Source organism: Acinetobacter nematophilus (assembly GCF_026344175.1).
GTDB classification, from domain to species: domain Bacteria; phylum Pseudomonadota; class Gammaproteobacteria; order Pseudomonadales; family Moraxellaceae; genus Acinetobacter; species Acinetobacter nematophilus.
Genome location: NZ_JAPKMY010000005.1, coordinates 192,994 through 214,335 on the forward strand (window position 1 = coordinate 192,994; position 21,342 = coordinate 214,335).

General features: G+C 40.6%; 20 protein-coding genes and 4 tRNA genes. 4 read left to right on the top strand and 20 right to left on the bottom strand.

The window, feature by feature from the left end:
• Nucleotides 1-43: 43 nt before the first annotated feature.
• The 17 genes from OSH00_RS11630 to tpiA all read right to left on the bottom strand — a co-directional run bounded on the left by OSH00_RS11630 (nucleotide 44) and on the right by tpiA (nucleotide 14,244).
• Nucleotides 44-1,693 (bottom strand): PglL family O-oligosaccharyltransferase, encoded by a 1,650-nt coding sequence (locus tag OSH00_RS11630; protein ID WP_266130552.1) that lies wholly within the window; start codon nucleotides 1,691-1,693, stop codon nucleotides 44-46.
• Between the two features lie 54 nt (nucleotides 1,694-1,747).
• Nucleotides 1,748-2,104: a pilin gene (locus OSH00_RS20495; protein WP_277613823.1), complete on the bottom strand. Its 357-nt coding sequence runs from the start codon at nucleotides 2,102-2,104 to the stop codon at nucleotides 1,748-1,750.
• 113 nt (nucleotides 2,105-2,217) lie between these two features.
• The gene (locus OSH00_RS11640) at nucleotides 2,218-3,909 is read right to left on the bottom strand and encodes an O-antigen ligase family protein (RefSeq protein WP_266130553.1); all 1,692 of its coding nucleotides are present in this window, start codon (nucleotides 3,907-3,909) and stop codon (nucleotides 2,218-2,220) included.
• Nucleotides 3,910-3,974: 65 nt separating this feature from the next.
• Complete coding sequence (locus OSH00_RS20500) at nucleotides 3,975-4,328, bottom strand: prepilin-type N-terminal cleavage/methylation domain-containing protein (protein WP_277613824.1); 354 nt, start codon at nucleotides 4,326-4,328, stop codon at nucleotides 3,975-3,977.
• 222 nt (nucleotides 4,329-4,550) lie between these two features.
• Nucleotides 4,551-5,111, bottom strand: coding sequence for a TPM domain-containing protein (locus OSH00_RS11650; protein ID WP_266130554.1), 561 nt, complete (start codon nucleotides 5,109-5,111; stop codon nucleotides 4,551-4,553).
• Nucleotides 5,105-6,229: a TPM domain-containing protein gene (locus OSH00_RS11655; RefSeq protein WP_266130555.1), complete on the bottom strand. Its 1,125-nt coding sequence runs from the start codon at nucleotides 6,227-6,229 to the stop codon at nucleotides 5,105-5,107. The genes OSH00_RS11650 and OSH00_RS11655 overlap by 7 nt, the downstream gene beginning before the upstream one ends.
• Nucleotides 6,230-6,307: 78 nt before the next feature.
• Nucleotides 6,308-6,898, bottom strand: coding sequence for a LemA family protein (locus OSH00_RS11660; protein WP_151780907.1), 591 nt, complete (start codon nucleotides 6,896-6,898; stop codon nucleotides 6,308-6,310).
• Between the two features lie 251 nt (nucleotides 6,899-7,149).
• On the bottom strand, nucleotides 7,150-7,545 hold the full coding sequence (locus OSH00_RS11665; RefSeq protein ID WP_004826375.1) for a ribosome-binding factor A: 396 nt from the start codon (nucleotides 7,543-7,545) through the stop codon (nucleotides 7,150-7,152).
• Complete coding sequence (gene infB, locus OSH00_RS11670; RefSeq protein ID WP_196077184.1) at nucleotides 7,545-10,253, bottom strand: translation initiation factor IF-2; 2,709 nt, start codon at nucleotides 10,251-10,253, stop codon at nucleotides 7,545-7,547. The genes OSH00_RS11665 and infB overlap by 1 nt, the downstream gene beginning before the upstream one ends.
• Before the next feature lie 10 nt (nucleotides 10,254-10,263).
• The gene (gene nusA, locus OSH00_RS11675; RefSeq protein ID WP_196077183.1) at nucleotides 10,264-11,748 is read right to left on the bottom strand and encodes a transcription termination factor NusA; all 1,485 of its coding nucleotides are present in this window, start codon (nucleotides 11,746-11,748) and stop codon (nucleotides 10,264-10,266) included.
• A 34-nt stretch (nucleotides 11,749-11,782) separates the two neighbouring features.
• A complete protein-coding gene (gene rimP, locus OSH00_RS11680; RefSeq protein ID WP_196077182.1) occupies nucleotides 11,783-12,307 on the bottom strand; it encodes a ribosome maturation factor RimP in 525 nt (174 codons plus the stop codon).
• Nucleotides 12,308-12,507: 200 nt separating this feature from the next.
• Nucleotides 12,508-12,584: transfer RNA gene (locus tag OSH00_RS11685), tRNA-Met, on the bottom strand.
• 103 nt (nucleotides 12,585-12,687) lie between these two features.
• Nucleotides 12,688-12,764: transfer RNA gene (locus OSH00_RS11690), tRNA-Met, on the bottom strand.
• Nucleotides 12,765-12,839: 75 nt separating this feature from the next.
• Nucleotides 12,840-12,916: transfer RNA gene (locus OSH00_RS11695), tRNA-Met, on the bottom strand.
• A gap of 44 nt (nucleotides 12,917-12,960) precedes the next feature.
• Nucleotides 12,961-13,045 (bottom strand) — tRNA-Leu (locus OSH00_RS11700).
• Nucleotides 13,046-13,098: 53 nt separating this feature from the next.
• Complete coding sequence (gene secG / locus OSH00_RS11705; protein ID WP_196077181.1) at nucleotides 13,099-13,440, bottom strand: preprotein translocase subunit SecG; 342 nt, start codon at nucleotides 13,438-13,440, stop codon at nucleotides 13,099-13,101.
• 9 nt (nucleotides 13,441-13,449) lie between these two features.
• Complete coding sequence (tpiA, locus tag OSH00_RS11710; RefSeq protein WP_266130556.1) at nucleotides 13,450-14,244, bottom strand: triose-phosphate isomerase; 795 nt, start codon at nucleotides 14,242-14,244, stop codon at nucleotides 13,450-13,452.
• Between the two features lie 278 nt (nucleotides 14,245-14,522).
• Here tpiA and pilB point away from each other — a divergent pair, with 278 nt between their 5' ends.
• The 4 genes from pilB to coaE are packed head-to-tail and all read left to right on the top strand — an operon-like array spanning nucleotide 14,523 to nucleotide 19,004.
• On the top strand, nucleotides 14,523-16,235 hold the full coding sequence (pilB, locus tag OSH00_RS11715; protein WP_266130557.1) for a type IV-A pilus assembly ATPase PilB: 1,713 nt from the start codon (nucleotides 14,523-14,525) through the stop codon (nucleotides 16,233-16,235).
• A gap of 27 nt (nucleotides 16,236-16,262) precedes the next feature.
• On the top strand, nucleotides 16,263-17,495 hold the full coding sequence (locus OSH00_RS11720; RefSeq protein WP_266130558.1) for a type II secretion system F family protein: 1,233 nt from the start codon (nucleotides 16,263-16,265) through the stop codon (nucleotides 17,493-17,495).
• 2 nt (nucleotides 17,496-17,497) lie between these two features.
• Nucleotides 17,498-18,379 carry a prepilin peptidase gene (locus OSH00_RS11725; RefSeq protein ID WP_266130559.1) on the top strand — a complete coding sequence of 294 codons (882 nt, stop codon included), beginning with the start codon at nucleotides 17,498-17,500 and terminating at the stop codon, nucleotides 18,377-18,379.
• 25 nt (nucleotides 18,380-18,404) lie between these two features.
• Nucleotides 18,405-19,004, top strand: a complete 600-nt coding sequence (gene coaE / locus OSH00_RS11730) for a dephospho-CoA kinase (protein WP_266130560.1) — start codon at nucleotides 18,405-18,407, stop codon at nucleotides 19,002-19,004.
• Nucleotides 19,005-19,048: 44 nt separating this feature from the next.
• Here the strand turns inward: coaE and OSH00_RS11735 are convergent, their stop codons facing one another.
• From OSH00_RS11735 to ppnP, 3 genes are all read right to left on the bottom strand, one after another.
• Nucleotides 19,049-19,969 carry a DMT family transporter gene (locus tag OSH00_RS11735; RefSeq protein ID WP_266130561.1) on the bottom strand — a complete coding sequence of 307 codons (921 nt, stop codon included), beginning with the start codon at nucleotides 19,967-19,969 and terminating at the stop codon, nucleotides 19,049-19,051.
• A 40-nt stretch (nucleotides 19,970-20,009) separates the two neighbouring features.
• Nucleotides 20,010-20,762 (bottom strand): 23S rRNA (guanosine(2251)-2'-O)-methyltransferase RlmB, encoded by a 753-nt coding sequence (gene rlmB, locus OSH00_RS11740; RefSeq protein ID WP_266130562.1) that lies wholly within the window; start codon nucleotides 20,760-20,762, stop codon nucleotides 20,010-20,012.
• 143 nt (nucleotides 20,763-20,905) lie between these two features.
• Nucleotides 20,906-21,229 carry a pyrimidine/purine nucleoside phosphorylase gene (gene ppnP, locus OSH00_RS11745; RefSeq protein ID WP_004718357.1) on the bottom strand — a complete coding sequence of 108 codons (324 nt, stop codon included), beginning with the start codon at nucleotides 21,227-21,229 and terminating at the stop codon, nucleotides 20,906-20,908.
• Nucleotides 21,230-21,342 lie beyond the last annotated feature (113 nt).

The following is a 21,342-nucleotide window of genomic DNA, read 5'->3' on the forward strand; positions in this document are numbered from 1 at the left end:
CTCAAGTTTTAAAATTAAGAATTCATTTTTATAAAAAAGAATTCTACTGAGTTGAAACGGAAGCTGGCAATAATTCCTGATAGCTTTTATCTTGTCCATGCAAGGTCTTTAAAATCCACAACTGATGCTCAGCTTCAGATTTTTTACCGTTAAAGGCCAAGACTTGTGCATATTTATGAATATCGTATGCAGATGCTAAATTTGCCACCATACGCCCCATATACTGCAGTTGTTGATCTGTCATTTTTGTATAGGGGTTTAAACCAATCCACCATACACGCTCTTTAAACTGTGTCAGCAACCAAATATCTTGATTCATCACGGCTTGCTGTGAAGCACTTAAAGGCGTCTTTTTGGTCACAAAAACACTTTGCTGACGGTATAAAATATAATCTCGATAAATCGCACCGACCAATACCAGACCGATCACAATAATAGTCACAGTGATCGATGATTTTAGCTTCATAGTCGGTAGTCGAGGATATTGCGCTTGAATCAGCCCCAACAAAAAACCCAGAGGCAGTAAAAAGTAAGCATAGTGAATCGGATATTCTAACAAAGCATGAATCAGAATCGCACAGACCATCAAACTGGCTGCGATTGAAACAGGTTCTTTTATCCCTTTATTCAACCAATACAACCAAAAAACAACATACAGAATGATCAATCCGCCAATCGGAATACCATTCCAGAGCAATAAATCCAAAACCACGTTATGTGCTGTTTTATACCATTCGTGCGATGGATATAAATCAAAAGCTGCAATTTGCGCCATTCCTGTTTGATTCCAACCATAACCCAGCCAAGGCTTTTCTGAAATCGCAATCAAAGCCTGGTTCCACATATCCAATCGCAGATAGCCCGAACTTGCCCGCTCTACCACTGAGGAAGCTTGTGCAATGTCTTGTGTTGATACCGAAGCAATCCATTGATTAATCAAAGGTAAACTACTGATGAGAACAACAAATACACCGCTCCATAGCAGCAGTTTTGCAAAACCAAAACGTTTGGTTTGACCGAATTGTTTTATCGTTAAATAAATCACTGTGAATAAACAGACCACCCATGCAGTACGCGACTGGGTTAATGCAATGGTCAATAGAAAGACACTTGCAGATGGTACAAGAACATAATTGGATAATATTTTCTTTTCATAAAAATATAAGCATGCAAACACCCCCATACAGATAAATGTCGCTAAATTGTTGGGTTGGGCAAAGTTTGCATAAGGACGATTACCATTCAGAAGATTAACCAATGGTCTAAAATATTCATTCACATCTAACCATTGCGTGATTGCAATAAAGCTTGAAAGTATTCCACCCGTAAACACCACCAAACAGAAAATTTTAAAGATCTGTTCTCTTTGACCCTTTTCGCCAATTGCCAAGTTATAGCCAACAATCACCATCAACCAAAACATGGCAATGTAAGCTGTACAGAGTAACGCATTACTTAGATATAGAATCTCACCAAAACCCCATTGAATGAGAGGAATTGCAAGCACAGGCAATACAAGTAACTGTGGTCTAGGTATTTTTAAATCTTGATGGTAAAAAACACTTAATAACGCCAATGCTGAGAGAAAAGTCAATGCTTCACTACCAAAGGTCGTCCATGGCATTTTATGGATGGGTAAAAGCCAAGCAAGTAAAAGCAATAAGGCTGAAAGAATATAAGGAATGGCTTTCATATGAAAAGTGAACAGAAAAACTGAGGTTATTATAGCGTTTCTAACACTTTTTGTTTAAGGAATGATTGTACAGTTTGCGCCTTTGCTTAGATCACAACGAATATCTGCTATGGATGAATGTTTACTTTTCGCCTCAATCACCAAGTTTGTTGTCGACTCATTCCATGAAGAAGCATCGGTGATAAAACTACAGGATGAGATAACCGGAACTGTAGGATTGGTTGCATCATTTTGATCATTCAATGCGTAAAAAATATAGTTGGCATAATTTTTTGTTTCAGATAAGCATGCTTTTACTCCAGCACTTTTAGAGTAGCTTTGATATGCGGGTAGTGCAATTGAGACAAGGATTGCAACAATCGCGATCACAATCATTAGCTCTATCAAAGTAAAGCCTCTTTGCTGTTCCATTTTGAAGTATTCAATAGCTGTTTGAATACAATTTATAGATTATTTTCATTATTTCAAATGCTAATTTCTAGAAGCGCAGCAATGATTAAAAAACATCAATAATTGTCACATTATTACAAGTCATGCTCTTTTAGATCAGTAGAGACATGATGATCCTTATAAAAATTATACTTGAGCAAATCATCAGGATTAATATCACTTTTATATATTCTTTTAATTAAGAAAAGACAATATTCAGTATCCTCTTGCTTACCATTATTATATGCGGCCAATTGTGCATATTTATATAAATAATACTTTGATGGTGTCAGAAGAGTAAGATTCCTATATATCTCGATTTGATCTTCTTCAAGTTTAGTAAAAGGATTGAGTGCTATCCATTCTGCATCATATTTTAATTGGTCTAAGAGAAAAATTTTGCTTTGAGCCTGATATGGCGTCACTTTATCAAACTGTGGTTTCTCTTTAAACAATCTCATCATTTCATAAAGCTTTGCTTCAAAACTTTCAGTAATGCTTGCATTATAGTCTCTCCAAATCAGTAAAATTAAAGACAACCAAATCAGTGCAATTGAATTATTAATCGCTTTTGATAATTTAAAATATTGACCATGTTCCTCTTCAGACTGAATGATGCCACATAGTACCGCTACTGGTAACAAGAAAAAAGCATAGTAAAGAGGGAATTCTAGCATCGCATGAATCAATACAACAGTTATCATCATTAACGCAATTATTGATTCTATTGATTTTGCTAACTGATAAAAACGGGCATACCAATAAATAGCATATCCAACAATTAAGCCTCCCCAAATAACGCCATTCCAAACCAACATATCCAGTATAATGTTGTGTGAACTTAAATATCTTTCAGGAGTATCATGTTTAGGTAATGCATCTAAATATGAAAAACTACTTTGATTCCAACCGTAGCCCACCCAAGGATGGTCGAGAATGGAAATAAGAGTATGTGTCCACATAGGTAGTCTTAAATACCCTGTTGTTGCTCTTTCCATTACTGTTGATGCTGATGTCCCAACAATTTGGCTGAGTAATGGCAAACTTAATACAAATACAACAAATATAACCGTGAAACCTATCGCATAAAAATGATTAAACCTGAATGATGTTTTATGATTACGAATTAACCAGTAAACTACACAAAAAATAATTCCTAACCAGACTGTCCGAGATTGACTCAATACCATTGCAAAAAGAATAATCAAAGCAATCATCATCACAATCAATGAGGGTAGTTTTTGTTTTTCAAATAAATATAGACAGCCCAATAGTGCTAAAAATAAAGCAGTTGCCATATTATTGGGTTGTGCAAAATTTGCAAAAGGACGCCCAGCTGTTAACTCTAAAACAAAAGGAAAAAATGATTCAAAATCCAGCCATTGAATGATCGCCATACAAGCGGTCATTAATCCAGCCACAACAAATGCACTTGATGTAAACAGCATGACTTTCTGTCTATCGAATTCAGTTATACACAAATTAAAAGAATAAATTACTGTTAAAACAAATGAAATTAAGTAGAGAAAACTTAATAGAGCTGTACTAAAAAAGAAGATTTGTCCAAAACTATACTGTAGCAATGGAATTAAGCCAACGATAAACAATGGAATAAGTTGATAAGGGACTTTCAGATTTCGATTAAACTGCAAACACAGTAAAAAAAAGATTGAAAAAAAGGCTGCTATTTCACTACCGAATGTCAACCAGGGTGTAAAATGATCTGTTAACATCCAAGAAAAAAAGAAAATTATTATTACTAGAGATATAAGAGTTAAATTTTTCATAATATTATTTTTGCATATTAAAAGAAAAAAGGAGTCAAATCAGACTCCTTTTTAAAAACTTACATTTAGTTAGCTGATGCTACACATTTTGCGCCATTAGCTAAGTCACATTTAACAACTTTACCATCATCACTACCATTCTTCACATTAAATGAAATTACTGAATAAGTAGTTGGTGGAGTCGTAGGACCTGATTGACATGCACTCGCTGTATAACTTGGAGTAGATGCAGCACCATTAGGATCAGAAATAGCTACTAAAGCTACATTTGCATATGCTTTAGCTTCAGCCAAACATGCATTTGTAGAAGATTTCTTTGTATAATTCTGATACGCAGGAATCGCAATCGCAGCAAGAATACCGATAATTGCCACAACGATCATTAATTCAATTAAGGTAAAACCTTTTTGAGCATTCATAACATTTCTCCAATGTTTTTAAAAATTTATTAGCCTTTTTTCGAGCAATTTATGTGGCTGTTTTTGTGGAAAAAATCAACAACCAACTTACACACTTCGATTTTAGAGAGTATGTAACAGTTTACAAGCTTTTTTTAACATCTCTTTTTTTTAAGTAATTAAACGTAAAAAAGTGACATTTCCTGTCACTCTTGTTTAAAAAAATTTCATTCTTCTTTGACATTAATTCAGAATAATCGGCTGATTTGCCAATTCATTCATATTATCAGGTTTTTGTTGTTTGTAAAACAAATTCAATACTTTGCCTATTTCACTCACACCACTCTCAACTGCCAAACGATATTGTTTATTTTTTAATTGCACAATCATCTCATCACAAATCTGTTGCCACGTTTGCTGTGTAGTCGCCTGATGGATACCACGATCTACGACAATTTCTACCGCTTTTTCACACAAATTCAAATAAAGTAAAACACCGCTGTTATATTCGGTATCCCATACACCCAACTCGGCAAAGAGTTGTTGCGCTCTTAGACGCGTATTTTGATGATAGGCTTGATGGCTTGGGATATGCCCCTCGATCACCACCTGTATTTCACCCACATGCCCTTCTTCGGCTTGTTGAACTGCTTGAGCAATTGCATGTTGATCCTGCTTGGAAAAGTAGCGCTTAGATGCTGGCATATAAAGACAATGCTTGAGCCAGCGCTTAAAACTCGGCTGTACTTTTTCCTGTAATTTTGGTTCAGTCAAAATTTCTGTTGTATCAGTTTTTGTTACCATGAGCCTGATGCGCCTCCCCCACCAAAACCACCACCGCCGCCGCTATAGCCACCGCCTCCACCAAAACCACCACCGCTGCCTCCACCACGCCCACCGCCAGAGAGAAACATTTGTAAGATCAGTTGAGCTAGAGAAGTGATCAATAAGAAAAATACACCAAAGCCTAAAATCAGGCTCATCACAATACCTGAACCGTATATAAGCCCAGCAGCCGTTGCTGTCACTCCCGCAACAGCAGCACTTAGTCGATTACCGATAATGAATGATGCAAATATACCCACCACCAAAATAATCATGGTAGTGATTAAGGTGCGATCTTTGGCTTCTTGCGCTTGTATTGCTTGGTTTTGTCGCTCTTTAAGTTCATCGGCAGCTTGTTGCGCAATTTCAGGATCTAAATTTAGAATACGTTCAATTTCTCCCACAGCGGCTTGTAAACCTTGTGCATATTGCCCTTGTTTAAATGCTGGAGAAATTTGATTACGTATAATCCGACTGACAATAATATCAGGCAATACGCCTTCTAAACCATAACCTGTGGCGATATGAATTTTATGGTCATTCACAGCAACAGCAATTAATAGACCATTGTCTTGTTTTGCTGAACCAAGTTTCCATTGCTCTGCAACTCGCATTGCAAAATCAAAAATACCTTCTTGCCCCGTGGTTGGAACAATAATAATCCCGATTTGTGCTTTGCCTTGACGATGAATTTCACGAATTTGTTGCTCTAAATTTTGCTTTTCAGCCGCAGACAAAACATTGGCTTGATCAACCACGGGTTGATTCAAGGTGGGGATATTTCTCTCTGTTTCGTCTTCTGCAATATCATTGGCGACTTTGGCTTGGTTTGATGTAGAGCTCTGTGACGACTGTTGAGATGTGGTTGTCGACTGTCTTTGGCTTTGAGTATTGGTAGGTGATGGACCGAGTACATTCGGTAAATTTGTATTTGGAACAACTTTTCCCAGCACAATGGCTTCTTGTGCTTGTTGCTCATCTGTAGCCGTTCCTGTTTCAGCCCAAACCTGAGATTGGACAGAAAGAATCAGCGCCAACAGTACACAGAGTAATATACTCATTGTTTGAAATGCTGATTTTTCTTGCCGCTCAAGCATAACTCACCTTTACTTAATTCATTGAGAGGACTTTCATCTCTTTTGAGTAAATGACCAAATAAGATGAAAGCCCAGTGATTAATTAAAATTCACTGTGGGTGCTTTTGATGCGCCTGCTTCAGCACTAAAGTTTGGTTTGGCTTTCATGCCAATCACTTTTGCAGTCATTGCTTGCGGGAACTGACGTACATAAGTATTGTAGTCTTGTACAGTCTGAACATAGCGTGTTCTTGCTGTACTGATTCGGTTTTCAGTTCCCTCCAATTGCACTTGTAAATCACGGAATTGCTCATTGGCTTTTAAGTCTGGGTAGTTTTCAGTGACTGCCAAAAGTCGAGATAATGCCCCTGTCATTTGTGACTGTGCTTCCTGATACTTTTTAAACAATTCTGGATCGTTCAATACTTCTTTATCTACTTTCAAGCCTGCGACATTGGCACGTGCCTCAGTCACTTCAGTTAAAACTTTTTCTTCATGGGTTGCATAACCTTTGACGACATTGACAAGATTCGGGACTAAATCTGCACGACGTTGATATTGGTTTTCAACTTCAGACCAAGCTGCATTAACCGACTCATCTTTGGCTTGCAAAGTATTATAACCACAACCCGAAAAAGCCAAGGTACTCGCTAAAGTCAGTGCTAGCAGACCTTTTTTCATTGAATTCATTGCTCATTCCTCAGAGATATTTATTTGTATTTGTTGATATATCTGCATTCTATACAGTTTCAGACAAAGTTTTGTTTAATTTCTGCTATCTATTCGCAATTAATCTTCTGGGAATGACATACATATTTTAGGGAAAGTACTTTAAGGTGAAACTACTCAATATCTTTAAAATACAATTTAAAAAGATGGGGTTTGATACTCATATTTTCCAAGCTATAAAAAAGCCACCCTGGGGTGGCTTTCTAAAATACTTATTCTTCGTCTTTTTGCTCTGGCAAATCTTTCACTGCTTCGGCGATTAAACCAAACATATAGTTACCATAGGCATTGGTTTTGTCGTAGTGAAAACGCAAACGAGGCGTTATACGGGTTTTGATCCGACGACCCAACTCGTGACGCAAGAAACCGGAGGCTTTATTTAATACATCCAAAGTTTCTTTATTTGCTGCTTCACTTTGCTCATCGCCCAGTTCACGCCCCATCACGGTCACATAAACTTCAGCATAACCTAAGTCAGCACTGACTTTCACCGCTGAGATGGTCACCAGACCACCTAAGCGTGGATCTTTAAGTTCTTGACGAATCAGTTCTGACAACTCACGTTGTACTGTATCCGCCATGCGCTTAAGACGTTGACTACCCGCCATTAAAGACTCCGTTTAATCAACTGAACATCATATACTTCGATTTTGTCGAGCGCCTTGATGTCATTATAGCCTTTAACAGCAAGACCACATTCCATACCAGCACGAACTTCTTCAACAACATCTTTATAACGACGTAACGATTCAAGCTCACCCTGGAACACCACCACATCATCACGAAGTACACGAATTGGTTTATTACGATGTAAAACACCTTCAAGTACCATACAGCCTGCAGCCGCACCAAACTTACTTGAATGGAATACTTCACGCACTTGAGCAACACCCAGAATCGTTTCACGGTGTTCTGGTGCAAGTTTACCGCTCATTGCAGCTTTAACATCATCAATTAATTGATAGATCACGCTGTAATAACGGATATCCAAGCCATCTTCGTCTGCTTTTTGACGTGCTGTGCTGTCTGCACGAACGTTAAAACCAAGCAGAACAGCTTCAGAAGACTCTGCAAGCCCCACATCGGACTCAGTGATTGCACCCACACCCGAGCTGATCACACGGACTTTAACTTCGTCTGTCGACAATTCAGAAAGTGCAACAATCAATGCCTCTAAAGTACCGCGTACATCCGTCTTAAGCACAACATTGACATAAGGCACATCTTTTTTGCCCATAGATGCCATGATGTTTTCAAGACGCATTGCACTTTGACGCTCAAGACGTTTCTGACGTTCACGGTCTAAACGGGCATCAGCAACTTCACGCGCTTTCTTCTCATCATCAACAACGAGAACTTCATCACCAGCCATTGGTGCTTCTGGAAGACCCAAAATCTCTACTGGAATTGAAGGACCCGCAGACTTAATACGATTGCCGTTTTCATCTGTCATCGCACGTACGCGACCGTATGATGCACCTGCAAGTACCAAGTCACCAACATTCAATGTACCATTTTGTACAAGGATAGAAGTTACAGCACCGCGACCTTTATCAACACGTGCTTCGATGACCACACCTTGTGCAGCACCTTCTTCAGACGCTTTCAACTCTAGCATTTCTGCTTGGATTGAGATCAAGTCTAAAAGCTCATCAATACCTTGACCTGAATGCGCAGAAACCATTGCCACAGGAACATCACCACCCCATTGTTCAGGTACGATTTCCTTGGTCGTCAATTCATTCAATACGCGGTCTGGATCTGCAGATTCTTTATCCATTTTGTTGATTGCAACAATAATTGGCGTACCTGCAGCACGAGCATGATCAATTGCTTCTGCGGTTTGCGGCATTACACCATCATCAGCCGCAACAACCAATACCACGATATCTGTCGCTTTTGCACCACGTGAACGCATGGCCGTAAATGCTGCGTGTCCCGGAGTATCCAAGAAAGTGATAATGCCTTTATCGGTCGTGACATGGTAAGCACCAATATGTTGGGTAATACCACCCGCTTCGCCTTGTGCCACTTTAGCACGACGGATACGGTCAAGAAGCGATGTTTTACCATGGTCAACGTGACCCATGATCGTGACTACTGGAGGACGTGTTGTCTGTACACCACGTGCTTCTTCAGCCGCTTCAAGAAGGTTGTCTTCCGCCTGCGTATCAGAAACAAGCACTGGGTTGTGTCCCATTTCTTCAACAATCAGCGCTGCAATTTCTTGATCAATCGCTTGGTTTTGTGTTACCAACTCACCCATTTTCATGAGTGACTTAATCACTTCACGGACTTTAACTGCCATTTTTGCAGCCAAGTCAGCAACCACGATGGTTGAACCAATTTCAACATCATAGACTTGTTTCTTAACCGGTTTTTCAAAACCATGTTTGTTTGCCTGACTTGATTTTAAGCCACGCTTATGTGGGTTATGACTGAAAGATTGCTCTTCCTGACCACGACGTCCACCCTTTTTCTGACCACGTGTGTCTTTGGTGTTACCACCACGTTTGATTTCGCGGTCTTCTTTTGCAAATGAATCCTCATATGCTTGACCAACCAAACCTGCCGCCAAAGGTGAGTCATCAACCACACGAATGGTTGGTGTCGTTTCATCTGAAGAATACTTTGACGCCATTTGACGCATTTGCTCAAGTGTACGTTGCTGTGCTTCTTCTGCCGACTTACGACGAGCCGCTTCCTCGGCAGCTTTCAATTGGGCTGCCTGGGCTTCACGCGCACGCTTCTGTTCAGGCGTTTCAATTGTTTTTACGGTTGCTTTGGTGATCGGCTTGTTGGTCGATTTACGTTTAACAACCACTGCTGCTTTTGGTGTTTCTTTTGCAGCAGTTTGCTGTTTTGCCGCAGCACGCATTTTCTCTAAATTGGCTTTTGCAGAGCTTTCTGTTTTTTCAGCTTCATTCACGACAGGAGTTTCCTGTGCTTTTGGTGCTGAGTTCGCCTGCGCAGTGGCTTGAGCTTTTGCCAATGCTTCTGCTTTGATTTGTTCAGGATCTGGCTTAGTAAACGTATGTTTTTTACGAACTTCTACGTTGATGGTTTTAGCTTTACCTGAAGTACTCGCCACTTTCGCGGTACTTGTCGTTTTACGTTTCAACGTGATTTGTCCTGCTTGTCCCGCGTCTTGACCATGTGCTTTTTTCAAATGGTTCACGAGCACACTTTGCTGTTCAGTAGAAATTTTATCTTCAGCCTGTTTTTGAGGTAATCCAGCTTCACGCACCTGATCAAGGAGCTTTGTAACTGGGAGTCCTACACTGACTGCTAACTCTTGAATTGACTTATCCGTCATGTATTACCTCCTAGTTAAACCATGATTCACGTGCTTTCATAATCAATTGACCTGCTTTCTCAGCATCCAAGCCTTCGATATCAGAAATATCATCCGTTGCTTGATCTGCCAAGTCATCGACTGTGATTACACCACGCGCTGCTAAAGCCTGTGCAATTTCAGAAGTCATACCTTCCATCGCAACAAGTTCCGGACTTGGGTCCTGAATATTTTCTTGTTGTTTCAATGCATCAGCCAATGCTGCTTCTTTTGCACGACTTTGTAGTAATTCAACAGTATCTGCATCCAATTCGATTTCATCGAAAGTTTCCGCAGGTACATAAGCAATTTCCTCAAGTGAGGTAAAGCCCATTTCTACCAAAGCCATTGCAAGATCTTCTTCAATATCCAGACGTGTCACAAACATATCCAGATATTGTTGAGCTTCGTTTTGTTGACGGGCACGATACTCATCTTCAAGCATCATGTCCAGTTTATAACCTGTCAATTCTGACGCTAAACGAACATTTTGACCTTGTGAACCGATTGCACGAGCAAGTTGATCACTGGTCGCAAAAATAATGTCAGCAGTATGCGCATCTTCATCGATCACAATACCGGATACATCTGCTGGCTCTAAAGCGCTTGCGATATATTGGGCAGGATCGTCAGACCATACAACAACATCAATACGTTCACCGTTTAACTCAGACTGTACGGCTTGAATACGCGTACCACGCATACCAATACATGCACCCACTGGATCAATACGATGGTCATTGGTTTTCACTGCGATTTTTGCACGTACACCCGGTTGGCGCGCTGCTGCTTTAATTTCAATAATTTCTTCAGAAATCTCTGGGATTTCTTTTTTCATTAAAGCGATCAGCATCTCAGGTTTTGCACGAGACAATAATAACTGCGCACCACGACCTTCACGATTGACACTATACAGAATTGCATTCATACGCTGTTTTGGGCGAAGAATTTCTTTTGGAATCATTTCTTCACGTGCCAAATACGCTTCTGCATTGTCACCTAAGTCAATAATAAAACCGTCTTTGGTTTGTTTTTTCACTTCACCGTAAATTAACTCACCGACTTTAGACTCATAGGCATCCGCAACCAATGCACGCTCAGCCTCACGAATTTTTTGCACAATGACCTGTTTGGCAATTTGTGCGGCAATACGACCAAAATCAATCGATGGTACTTCGAGTTCACGAATATCCCCAATTGACCATTTTGCAGGATCTACATCAGAAATCGCATCCTGGCATGCCGGCATTTCATGGTCTTCGTCCGCAACCACTTCCCACTGACGGAAAGTACTGTAATCACCTGTTTTGCGGTCAATTTCTACACGCAACTGTGCTTCTTCCGAATTCGTTCCTTCGTAGAATTTCTTTTTAGTCGCAGCAACCAAAGCCTGTTCAAGTGCTTCAAAAATTGCTTCACGACTCACACCTTTCTCATTACTAACCGTTTCTACAACGGTAAGAATTTCACGTGCCATAAGTCACCTATTTATTCAGATTTCTATTTCTGGATTAATCCTGAAAGATCAAATTCGCTTTGTCTATGTTGTTACTGTCTATCTCAAGTACCTGCTGTTTTTCAACTTCGACTTGAATCATTTCATTTTCTAAATCTACAGCAACCAACTTGGCTTGGAATTTACGACGATTTTCAACGGCTGCAATCAAACGCAATGCAACTTGTTGTCCGATATATTTTTCTAACTGAGCCAACTGAAAGAATGGACGATCCCAACCTGGAGAAGACACTTCCAAAGCATATTCACCTGAAATTGGATCATGCACATCTAAGATTGCACCTACTTGTTGAGTCACACGCACACAGTCCTGTACGCCAATACCTCGACCCAACTCAAGCTCACCATCTTCATTGAGGGTTGGCTCAGCATTTTCATCCACGTCTTTATCAATATAAATACGCAATAAAGAACGCTTACCCTGAGGAATGAACTCAATTCCCCAAAGTTCTACATCACAAGCTTGCACTGCAGGAGTTATTAAATCTTGAAGTGCTTGAGTTTTATTTGATAGCTTCATTTACTCTCGTCATATTTGTGCGATTCAATCGCTCACTGGACTTATTCAACTTACTATAGTGAAGCATGTCTTTTTGACCAATTGATGTCCACACCACACGATAGCCAATAAAAAAGGGCGTAATCGCCCCTATTATCGCACAGTAAATCGTAATTCACTATGCAAAAAGACCCACCTATCTGTGAGCCCTTTTAGAAACTTGGTAGCGGGAGCTGGATTTGAACCAACGACCTTCGGGTTATGAGCCCGACGAGCTACCAGACTGCTCCATCCCGCATCAGCGTTGCAAAATTATATACAAGAACTTTGAATTTTTCAATCAATATTAAAGGATTGACCATTCTATTTTCCTGCTTGATCAAGTTGCACCTTAATCAAAATGGTAGCGGGAGCTGGATTTGAACCAACGACCTTCGGGTTATGAGCCCGACGAGCTACCAGACTGCTCCATCCCGCAACAATACTGCAAATTTACAAATAAAATAGACTTTTGATCTACATCATCTTTAATTAAGTTGCATCTTAATTAAATTGGTAGCGGGAGCTGGATTTGAACCAACGACCTTCGGGTTATGAGCCCGACGAGCTACCAGACTGCTCCATCCCGCAACAATGTTTTTTAGCCGCTAACACCAACAATACTGGTTTATTGTTGGTGCGGAAGGGGGGACTTGAACCCCCACGCCCGAAAGCACTACCACCTCAAGGTAGCGTGTCTACCAATTCCACCACCACCGCAGCTGTGACGCATTCTAGTCGCATCCCTTAGAAAAAGAAAGGACTAATTGACATTATTCGCCAGTTTTTGGTGCAGTTGGCGAAGTTTCACCCGTATTTATTGGTGCTGGTGCAGTTGTTTGGGTTGTTGTCTGTACTGTTTTCAAGCCATAGGCATCTGTGGTTTGCTTTTTCGCAAAGACCGCCAGGCTTAAACTGGTAATAAAAAACAGAGCCGTTAAAATTGCAGTTAAGCGGGTTAAAAAACTTGCTGAACCTGAAGCACCAAATACCGTAGCTGCGCCACCACCGCCAAATGAAGCGCCTGCATCTGCACCTTTACCGTGCTGAACGAGGATCAGCCCGATCATTAATACGGCCAAGATGATATGTACAACCAGCACAAATGTATGCATGCTGAACTCCTATTCTTTTGTTTTAGCAAATGCTTGAGCAATTTTATAAAAAGACTCTGCATTAAGTGATGCACCACCAACCAGTGCACCGTTGATATCTGGACACGCAGCTAACTCTACTGCATTTTCAGGTTTCACACTACCGCCATATAAAATAGCGGTTTGTTGTGCTTCAACTGCTATTTGGGTTAAACCTTCACGAATTTTTGCATGCATCGCCTGAGCATCTTGTGGCGACGCGGTCTTGCCTGTTCCGATCGCCCAAATTGGTTCATAAGCTATCACAATATTGTGCCACTGCCCCGCTTTTACAACCGCAGCAAGATCACATATTTGCTGTAAAACCACCTGTTCAGCCTGACCTGCCTCACGTTGTGCGAGGCTTTCACCCACGCAATAAATTACGTTCAGCCCTGCATTCAATGCATTGACCAGTTTCGCTTTTACTTTCGCAACGTCATCATCAAAAATTTCACGGCGCTCAGAATGCCCAATCAAAACATAATCGATTTGACTATCTTTGAGCAATTCGGCACTCACTTCACCGGTGTATGCGCCTGTACCTGCCATTTGAGACAGATCTTGAGCAACCACTTTAACTGGTGAGTGAGCGTCTTGAAGTTGTTGTTGTACCGACAATAACGCAATAGAAATCGGCGCAACCCCCAAATGACATTGTTGTTGTGGAATTGGGTTTTGTTGTAGATAGTGTTTTAAATCTTGTATGAGTTGTTGCGAATTCGCTTGCATTGGGTTCATTTTCCAATTGCCGACAACCCAAGGAATAATAGTCGAACTCGACATACACCTAACCTTTTATCGAAAATGTGCACATTCTACACGGAATTTAGATTTTTAAAGTATTTTTTCTTTATCAATTGGCACTTCTGTTCTAAAGTCTAGCGGTGAATATGTGCGCTACAAATATAAAACGTTTCAAAGATCGTCAACAAAAGTCAAATTGGCGCAAATTATGGTTAAAATATGTTTTTAGAAGAATACGTTTAATTCTAGATATTTTTAAGGATCATCGTATAATTTTATTATTCCAATTATAAAATTAAATTTAAAGTGTTTTGGGGATGTCTATGCAAAATGGTTCACCTAAGTTTTCGGGTTATATCCGTCGCTTAGTCGATGAAGGTTTTTTATCTGCTCAGCAAATGAAAGATGCCTTAACAAGTGCTCAAAAAAGTAAGACCCATCTGGTGCCTTATTTGATTGAAAAATTAGCAATCTCACCGTTGGTGATTGCTGAAATGATCTCCTCCGAGTTCGGCGAGCCGATTTTTGATCTAGACAGTTTTAATCCTGAAATGTTGCCTAAGGACCTTGTCGACGCTGGTTTAATCACCAAGCATGGAGTTATCCCCTTGGTGCAACGCGGTAATATTTTATATGTGGCAACCAGTGATCCCACCCATATCGAGGCACTTGATGCAATTCGTTTTAGCTGTGGTCTAAACATTGAACCGATCATCGTTGAACAGCATAAATTAGACAAAGTTTTAGCCAAACATTTTACTGTAGAAGAAAGTTTTAATTTTGGTGATGAAGACTTTGATGTCGATATTATTGCCACGGATGAAAATGAACCCGCAGAACTTGATGAGGAAACCGCGGAAGAAGAAGCGCCGATTGTTAAATATGTCAATAAACTGTTGATTGATGCCATTCGAATGGGCGCCTCAGACTTACATTTTGAACCTTATGAAAAAAGCTATCGTGTTCGTTATCGTGTAGATGGCGTGCTCAGAACCATTACCAATCCCCCTCTACAATTGGCAAATCGTTTGGCATCCCGTTTGAAAGTCATGTCGCAAATGGATATTTCAGAAAAACGTATTCCTCAAGATGGGCGAATCAAGCTAAAACTGTCTAAGACCAAAGCCATTGATTTCCGTGTCAACTCACTGCCAACGTTATTTGGTGAAAAACTGGTTCTGCGTATTCTTGATCCTTCCAGTGCCATGTTGGGGATTGATGCCTTGGGCTATGAAGAAGATCAAAAAGCTTTATTTATGGAAGCTTTAGAAAAACCGCAAGGCATGTTACTGATTACCGGTCCAACAGGTTCCGGTAAAACAGTCTCTTTATATACAGGCCTGAATATTCTCAATACCGAAAGTTCCAATATTTCAACCGCAGAAGACCCTGTCGAGATTAACTTGGAGGGAATTAACCAAGTTAACGTCAATCTTAAAGCAGGATTGACCTTTTCAGTGGCGCTAAAATCATTTCTTCGTCAGGATCCGGACATAATCATGGTCGGGGAGATTCGAGACCTGGAAACGGCTGAAATTGCAATCAAAGCTGCCCAAACAGGTCATATGGTGATGTCCACACTCCACACCAACAGTGCGCCTGAAACCTTAACCCGTTTGCGAAATATGGGTGTACCGTCTTTTAATATTGCAACATCGGTCAATCTGGTGATTGCCCAACGTCTTGCTCGGCGCTTATGCAATCACTGCAAAGCACCTATTGAAATTCCCAAGCAAAGTTTGCTAGAACTGGGCTTTACTGAGCAAGACTTGAACAACCCTGATTTACAGATTTTTCAGCCTGTGGGCTGTTCTGAATGTAGAGAAGGTTATAAGGGACGTGTCGGTATTTATGAGGTGATGAAAGTAACACCTGAAATTTCAAAAATTATCATGGAAGATGGCAACGCACTGCAAATTGCAGCAGCATCTGAAAAATTGGGGTTTGATAATTTGCGACGTTCAGGTTTAAAAAAGGTTATGAATGGTTTAACGTCTTTACAAGAAATTAACCGCGTAACCAGCGAATAAATATAATCAATATTCAAGGAAATTGTTATGGCAGCTAAAAAAGCGCAAATGATGCCTACCTTTGCTTATGACGGGGTTGATCGAAAAGGAATCAAGGTCAAAGGAGAATTGCCTGCACGAAATATGGCACTTGCCAAAGTCATGTTAAGAAAACAAGGCATTACCATTAAGACTATTCGAGAAAAGAAAAAAAATATCTTTGAAGGCTTAATGAAAAAAGGAATATCGACTTTAGATATTACGATTTTTACCCGTCAACTTGCCACCATGATGAAAGCCGGTGTGCCTTTGGTACAGAGCTTTGAAATTGTGGCTGAAGGTTTGGAAAATCCTTCCATGCGCGAAGTGGTATTAGGAATTAAGAGTGAAGTTGAAGGCGGAAATACCTTTGCCGGGGCACTGAGAAAATATCCACGCTATTTTGACAACTTGTTTTGCTCTTTGGTGGAGTCGGGTGAACAATCAGGTGCTCTGGAAACCATGCTGGATCGAGTGGCGATCTATAAAGAGAAAAGCGAGCTGTTAAAACAGAAAATTAAAAAAGCCATGAAATATCCGATCTCAGTGATTGTGGTTGCGATCATTGTCACGATTATTCTCATGGTGAAAGTTGTCCCCGTGTTTCAAGAGTTATTTAGTTCTTTTGGTGCAGACCTGCCCGCTTTTACTCAATTAGTAGTCAATATGTCCAACTGGATGCAAAAGTATTGGTTTATCTTTTTACTGATTGTTGGCATCATTATTGCCACATTCCTAGAAACAAAAAAGCGCAGCAAAAAATTTCGTGATTTTTTAGATCGTACTGCACTTAAACTGCCCATTTTTGGCGACTTGGTCTATAAAGCCATTATTGCCCGTTATAGCCGTACCTTAGCCACCACTTTTGCTGCTGGGGTTCCCCTCATTGAAGCACTGGAATCCACTGCTGGCGCCACCAACAATGTGGTCTATGAACAGGCTGTGATGAAAATCCGTGAAGATGTTGCTACAGGGCAACAGTTGAATTTTGCCATGCGTGTCAGTAATAAATTTCCTGCTATGGCCGTGCAGATGGTGGCGATTGGTGAAGAATCAGGTGCGTTGGATGCCATGCTGGATAAAGTGGCTTCACATTTTGAAAATGAAGTGGACAATGCAGTTGATGGTTTAACCTCAATGATGGAACCTTTAATCATGGCAATCTTAGGTGTACTGGTCGGCGGACTGGTAATCGCCATGTATCTTCCAATCTTCCAAATGGGTTCAGTGGTTGGCGGATAATGATGAATATTTTTCACGATTTTTTAAATCTTCTGATTCAATCACCGACTGCACTTTATATTATTGTCGGTCTGGTGAGTCTATGTGTCGGTAGTTTTCTCAATGTGGTGATTTATCGCACACCGAAGATGATGGAAAAGGAATGGCGACAAGAGTGGCAGGCAGAATGCCAATTGCTTGCGGGTTCTCAACAAATCATCCTTGATGAAGAAAAGCTGAGTCTGAGTCAACCTGCATCCACCTGTCCACAATGTAAAACACCGATTCGCTGGTATCAGAACATCCCCGTGATCAGTTGGCTGGCGTTACGCGGCAAATGCGCTTCATGTCAGAATCCCATCAGTATTCGTTATCCTTTTGTTGAGCTACTGACAGCAATCTGCTCCTTAACCGTTGTTGCCGTGTATGGACCGACACTACAAATGGTGTTTGGTGTATTGCTGACTTGGGTGTTAATAACTCTAACCTTTATTGATTTTGACACACAGTTACTGCCTGATCGTTTTACCTTAACGCTCGCAGCTGTGGGTTTAGGAATTAACTCATTTGAAATATATACCACGGCAAACGCTGCAATTTGGGGTTATATTATTGGTTTTCTTTGCCTATGGATTGTCTATTACCTGTTTAAAATCGTGACAGGTAAGGAAGGCATGGGTTATGGTGACTTTAAGCTTCTTGCTGCACTGGGTGCTTGGATGGGACCTTTGATGCTGCCCCTGATTATCCTGCTTTCTTCTGTGGTCGGTGCGATCATTGGCATCATCCTGCTAAAAATTCGTAAGGAAAATATTCCTTTTGCTTTTGGACCTTATATCGCCATTGCAGGTTGGATTGCATTCTTATGGGGCGAACAAATCATGAAGATTTATTTAGGTCAATAATTTAAACATCGATGAGGATGAGAACATGACTTTTATCTTGGGCTTAACAGGCGGCATTGGAAGTGGTAAATCCGCAGCAAGTCAATGGTTTGAAGCCCAAGGAATTATTGTTGTTGATGCCGATATCGTGGCACGAGAAATTGTTGAAAAAGGCCAACCTGCGCTTAAAAAAATCCAAGAGGTATTTGGCGATTGGACTTTAACTGCCAATGGTGAACTGGATCGTCGTGCATTAAGAGAACACATTTTTAAAGATGCTTCAGCACGCCAACAGCTTGAATCGATTACTCACCCTGCGATTCGGGCTTCAATCATTCAACAATTACAAGCAGCCACGAGCCCTTATGCTATTTTGGTTTCCCCACTGCTGTTTGAAACCAATCAGCATGAACTGACACAACGTACCTTACTGATAGATGCCAGTGAAGACTTACAAATCTTACGTGCATCACAACGTGACGGGCAGTCAATTGAGCAAATTGAAAAAATCATTGCCGCGCAAATGCCACGGCAGGAAAAGCAAAACCATGCAGATGATATTATTTTAAATGATGGTCATATTGATCATTTATATGCAAAATTAGAACCCTTGCATCAATATTACCTAAAACTTGCAACAGCTTAATTTTTAATTATTTATTTAAAAATCAATAAAATGAAATTAAAAACTTATTGATTCAGTTTATTTTCATCTAAACGTTGTTGCAAACTGTCTTTATGACCAAACCAACGCCACGGCTGTAGCGCCCCGATCCCCATGCCAAGCAAGCCGCAGATCATGGCCAAACTTAATGGCTCATCTAGTAAAGGTACAGCGATCATTGCCGCAATAAAGGGTGCCAGAGTCACGATACTGCCCGTCTTAAATGCACCAAGACGCTTAATTGCCTCTACATAAGTCAGGGTTGCAACAATCACCACAAATACACCATGAAAAAGTGTCTGCATCAACAAATGCGGGGTGGATGCCTGATCCAGATGCTTAGGTAAAAACAACAGATAAATTGGTACATACATGATAGCAGACCAGATCGCGACACCTGCCATAGAATGCCATGCAGAAAGCTTCCACTGACGCAACAATACTGTAAACATGCCCCACCAGATTGCACTGAGAAAAAATAAAAAATCACCGAAACCAAATGCTACCCCAGTTTGCATATACATCAAGCCGCTCATCACGGAAATTGCCGATAGCATAATGATCAAACTGATCCATGTATGTTTGTCAAAAGGTTGGCGATAGAGCAAATAACCCGCTAAGGCAGTACATAATGGAATGCATCCATTTAAAAAAATTGCGGCGTGGGCAGCTGGTACAAAATGAAAAGCACTATAGGAAGTTAAGCAATAAACAACACCACCAACCATAGCTAAAATAAAAGGTTGTTTTTTAAATAAGAAAGCCGTGTCTTTTTTATAAATTAAAATCGGCATTAATATACAAAATGCCAAAGAAAAACGTAATGCAGTAATGTCCCAAGGACTGATATGCCAAATCGCATTCAGCCTTGAGGTAATTGTAAATCCGCCCCAGATACACATGGTGATGGCCACATAAATGTAGCCTTGGGTGCGTGCGGTCATCATGGTTTTTTCTCAAATACAATCAATCATCGCTGTGATCGAATTAACTTGCCTGGCGTTGACGGCAAGCTTCATAGAGTGCCATACCTGTCGCTACACTCACATTCAAACTTTGCAAATTCCCAGACATTGGAATAAATACGGTTTGATCGCATTGTGTTTGAGTAATTGGACGCAGCCCCGTATCTTCTGCTCCCATTACTACACACACAGGGGTTCCTGTAAAATCAAACTTGTGAATCGGCAGTGCTTTTTCATCCAGCATGGTGCCCACCACACGAACATGATAATGCTCTTTCATATGTCCGAGTGTTCGTGCCAGATTGGTCACTTGAATAAATTTCACTTTTTCAGCACCACCTGCAGCAACTTTACGCGCAGTCGGTGTCAGTGTCGCAGAACGATCACGTGGAACAATCACGGCTTCAACCCCCATGGCTGCAGCTGTACGAATGCATGCACCAAGGTTGTGAGGGTCTGTGATGTGATCCAGTGCCAACAACAATGGCGAATCGCTGGCTGCTAAAAGTTGATCAAGATCCTTTTCATTCAATACAGGATGAGGGCGTACTGCTGCCACCACCCCTTGATGAAAAGGCTGCCCTGCGAGTTTTTCCAAACTGTCTCGACTGGCTTTCTGCACACTGATGCCAAATGGTTCTGCAAGCTGTAAGATCCGTTGTAAACGCTGATCATCACGCCCTTTTAGCGTAAATAAGGTTAAAACACGTTCTGGTTCCAACTCTAATAATGACTCCACTGAATGAACGCCATAATAATATTCGGACTTCGCCATGAACAACCTCATTAACAACAGGATGATAGAAATGAAAAATCCTGCAAAGCCGACTTTACAGGATTCTATTGGATGACTCAGTTTAACCGATTTAGCGGAGAAATTCTTTGCTTAATTTCAAAACACTGGCACTGTTCCGGCGTTTAACCTTCCAAATGACAAACGTAATCTAACACATCGTCAGTTTCAATTTTAAAACGGCTATTCCCTGGGACATAAAAAGATTGTCCTGCACGAAACAACTCACTTTCTTCACTGTCCGCAATTTTGACACGGCATTCACCAGAAATAATTTCCATGCGTTCAGGGACATGCGTCTCAAAGGTCAAAGCTTCTTCAGTAGGAAGAATAACGCCTAAAGTCTTTTTTGTTCCGTCTTCAAATTGCACAGTGTGACTAATACATAAACCACCAAAATATACATTGGATTTTTTAACTACGGATACGTGATCGTACTGAGCTGACATGCGTATTCTCCAGATAATGCGCATTTATAAAAATTATGTTTGATGTAGTTTAATGTCGCGATAGAAACTAATCAATCGAAGTTTTCAATGTAGTGATTTGCGAACTTTGCAAA

Coding starts and splice junctions, on each gene's coding strand:
- OSH00_RS11630 (WP_266130552.1), bottom strand. CDS start 1,693: ATGAAAGCCATTCCTTATATTCTTTCAGCCTTATTGCTTTTACTTGCT.
- OSH00_RS20495 (WP_277613823.1), bottom strand. CDS start 2,104: ATGGAACAGCAAAGAGGCTTTACTTTGATAGAGCTAATGATTGTGATC.
- OSH00_RS11640 (WP_266130553.1), bottom strand. CDS start 3,909: ATGAAAAATTTAACTCTTATATCTCTAGTAATAATAATTTTCTTTTTT.
- OSH00_RS20500 (WP_277613824.1), bottom strand. CDS start 4,328: ATGAATGCTCAAAAAGGTTTTACCTTAATTGAATTAATGATCGTTGTG.
- OSH00_RS11650 (WP_266130554.1), bottom strand. CDS start 5,111: ATGGTAACAAAAACTGATACAACAGAAATTTTGACTGAACCAAAATTA.
- OSH00_RS11655 (WP_266130555.1), bottom strand. CDS start 6,229: ATGCTTGAGCGGCAAGAAAAATCAGCATTTCAAACAATGAGTATATTA.
- OSH00_RS11660 (WP_151780907.1), bottom strand. CDS start 6,898: ATGAATTCAATGAAAAAAGGTCTGCTAGCACTGACTTTAGCGAGTACC.
- OSH00_RS11665 (WP_004826375.1), bottom strand. CDS start 7,545: ATGGCGGGTAGTCAACGTCTTAAGCGCATGGCGGATACAGTACAACGT.
- infB (WP_196077184.1), bottom strand. CDS start 10,253: ATGACGGATAAGTCAATTCAAGAGTTAGCAGTCAGTGTAGGACTCCCA.
- nusA (WP_196077183.1), bottom strand. CDS start 11,748: ATGGCACGTGAAATTCTTACCGTTGTAGAAACGGTTAGTAATGAGAAA.
- rimP (WP_196077182.1), bottom strand. CDS start 12,307: ATGAAGCTATCAAATAAAACTCAAGCACTTCAAGATTTAATAACTCCT.
- secG (WP_196077181.1), bottom strand. CDS start 13,440: ATGCATACATTTGTGCTGGTTGTACATATCATCTTGGCCGTATTAATG.
- tpiA (WP_266130556.1), bottom strand. CDS start 14,244: ATGTCGAGTTCGACTATTATTCCTTGGGTTGTCGGCAATTGGAAAATG.
- pilB (WP_266130557.1), top strand. CDS start 14,523: ATGTCTATGCAAAATGGTTCACCTAAGTTTTCGGGTTATATCCGTCGC.
- OSH00_RS11720 (WP_266130558.1), top strand. CDS start 16,263: ATGGCAGCTAAAAAAGCGCAAATGATGCCTACCTTTGCTTATGACGGG.
- OSH00_RS11725 (WP_266130559.1), top strand. CDS start 17,498: ATGAATATTTTTCACGATTTTTTAAATCTTCTGATTCAATCACCGACT.
- coaE (WP_266130560.1), top strand. CDS start 18,405: ATGACTTTTATCTTGGGCTTAACAGGCGGCATTGGAAGTGGTAAATCC.
- OSH00_RS11735 (WP_266130561.1), bottom strand. CDS start 19,969: ATGATGACCGCACGCACCCAAGGCTACATTTATGTGGCCATCACCATG.
- rlmB (WP_266130562.1), bottom strand. CDS start 20,762: ATGGCGAAGTCCGAATATTATTATGGCGTTCATTCAGTGGAGTCATTA.
- ppnP (WP_004718357.1), bottom strand. CDS start 21,229: ATGTCAGCTCAGTACGATCACGTATCCGTAGTTAAAAAATCCAATGTA.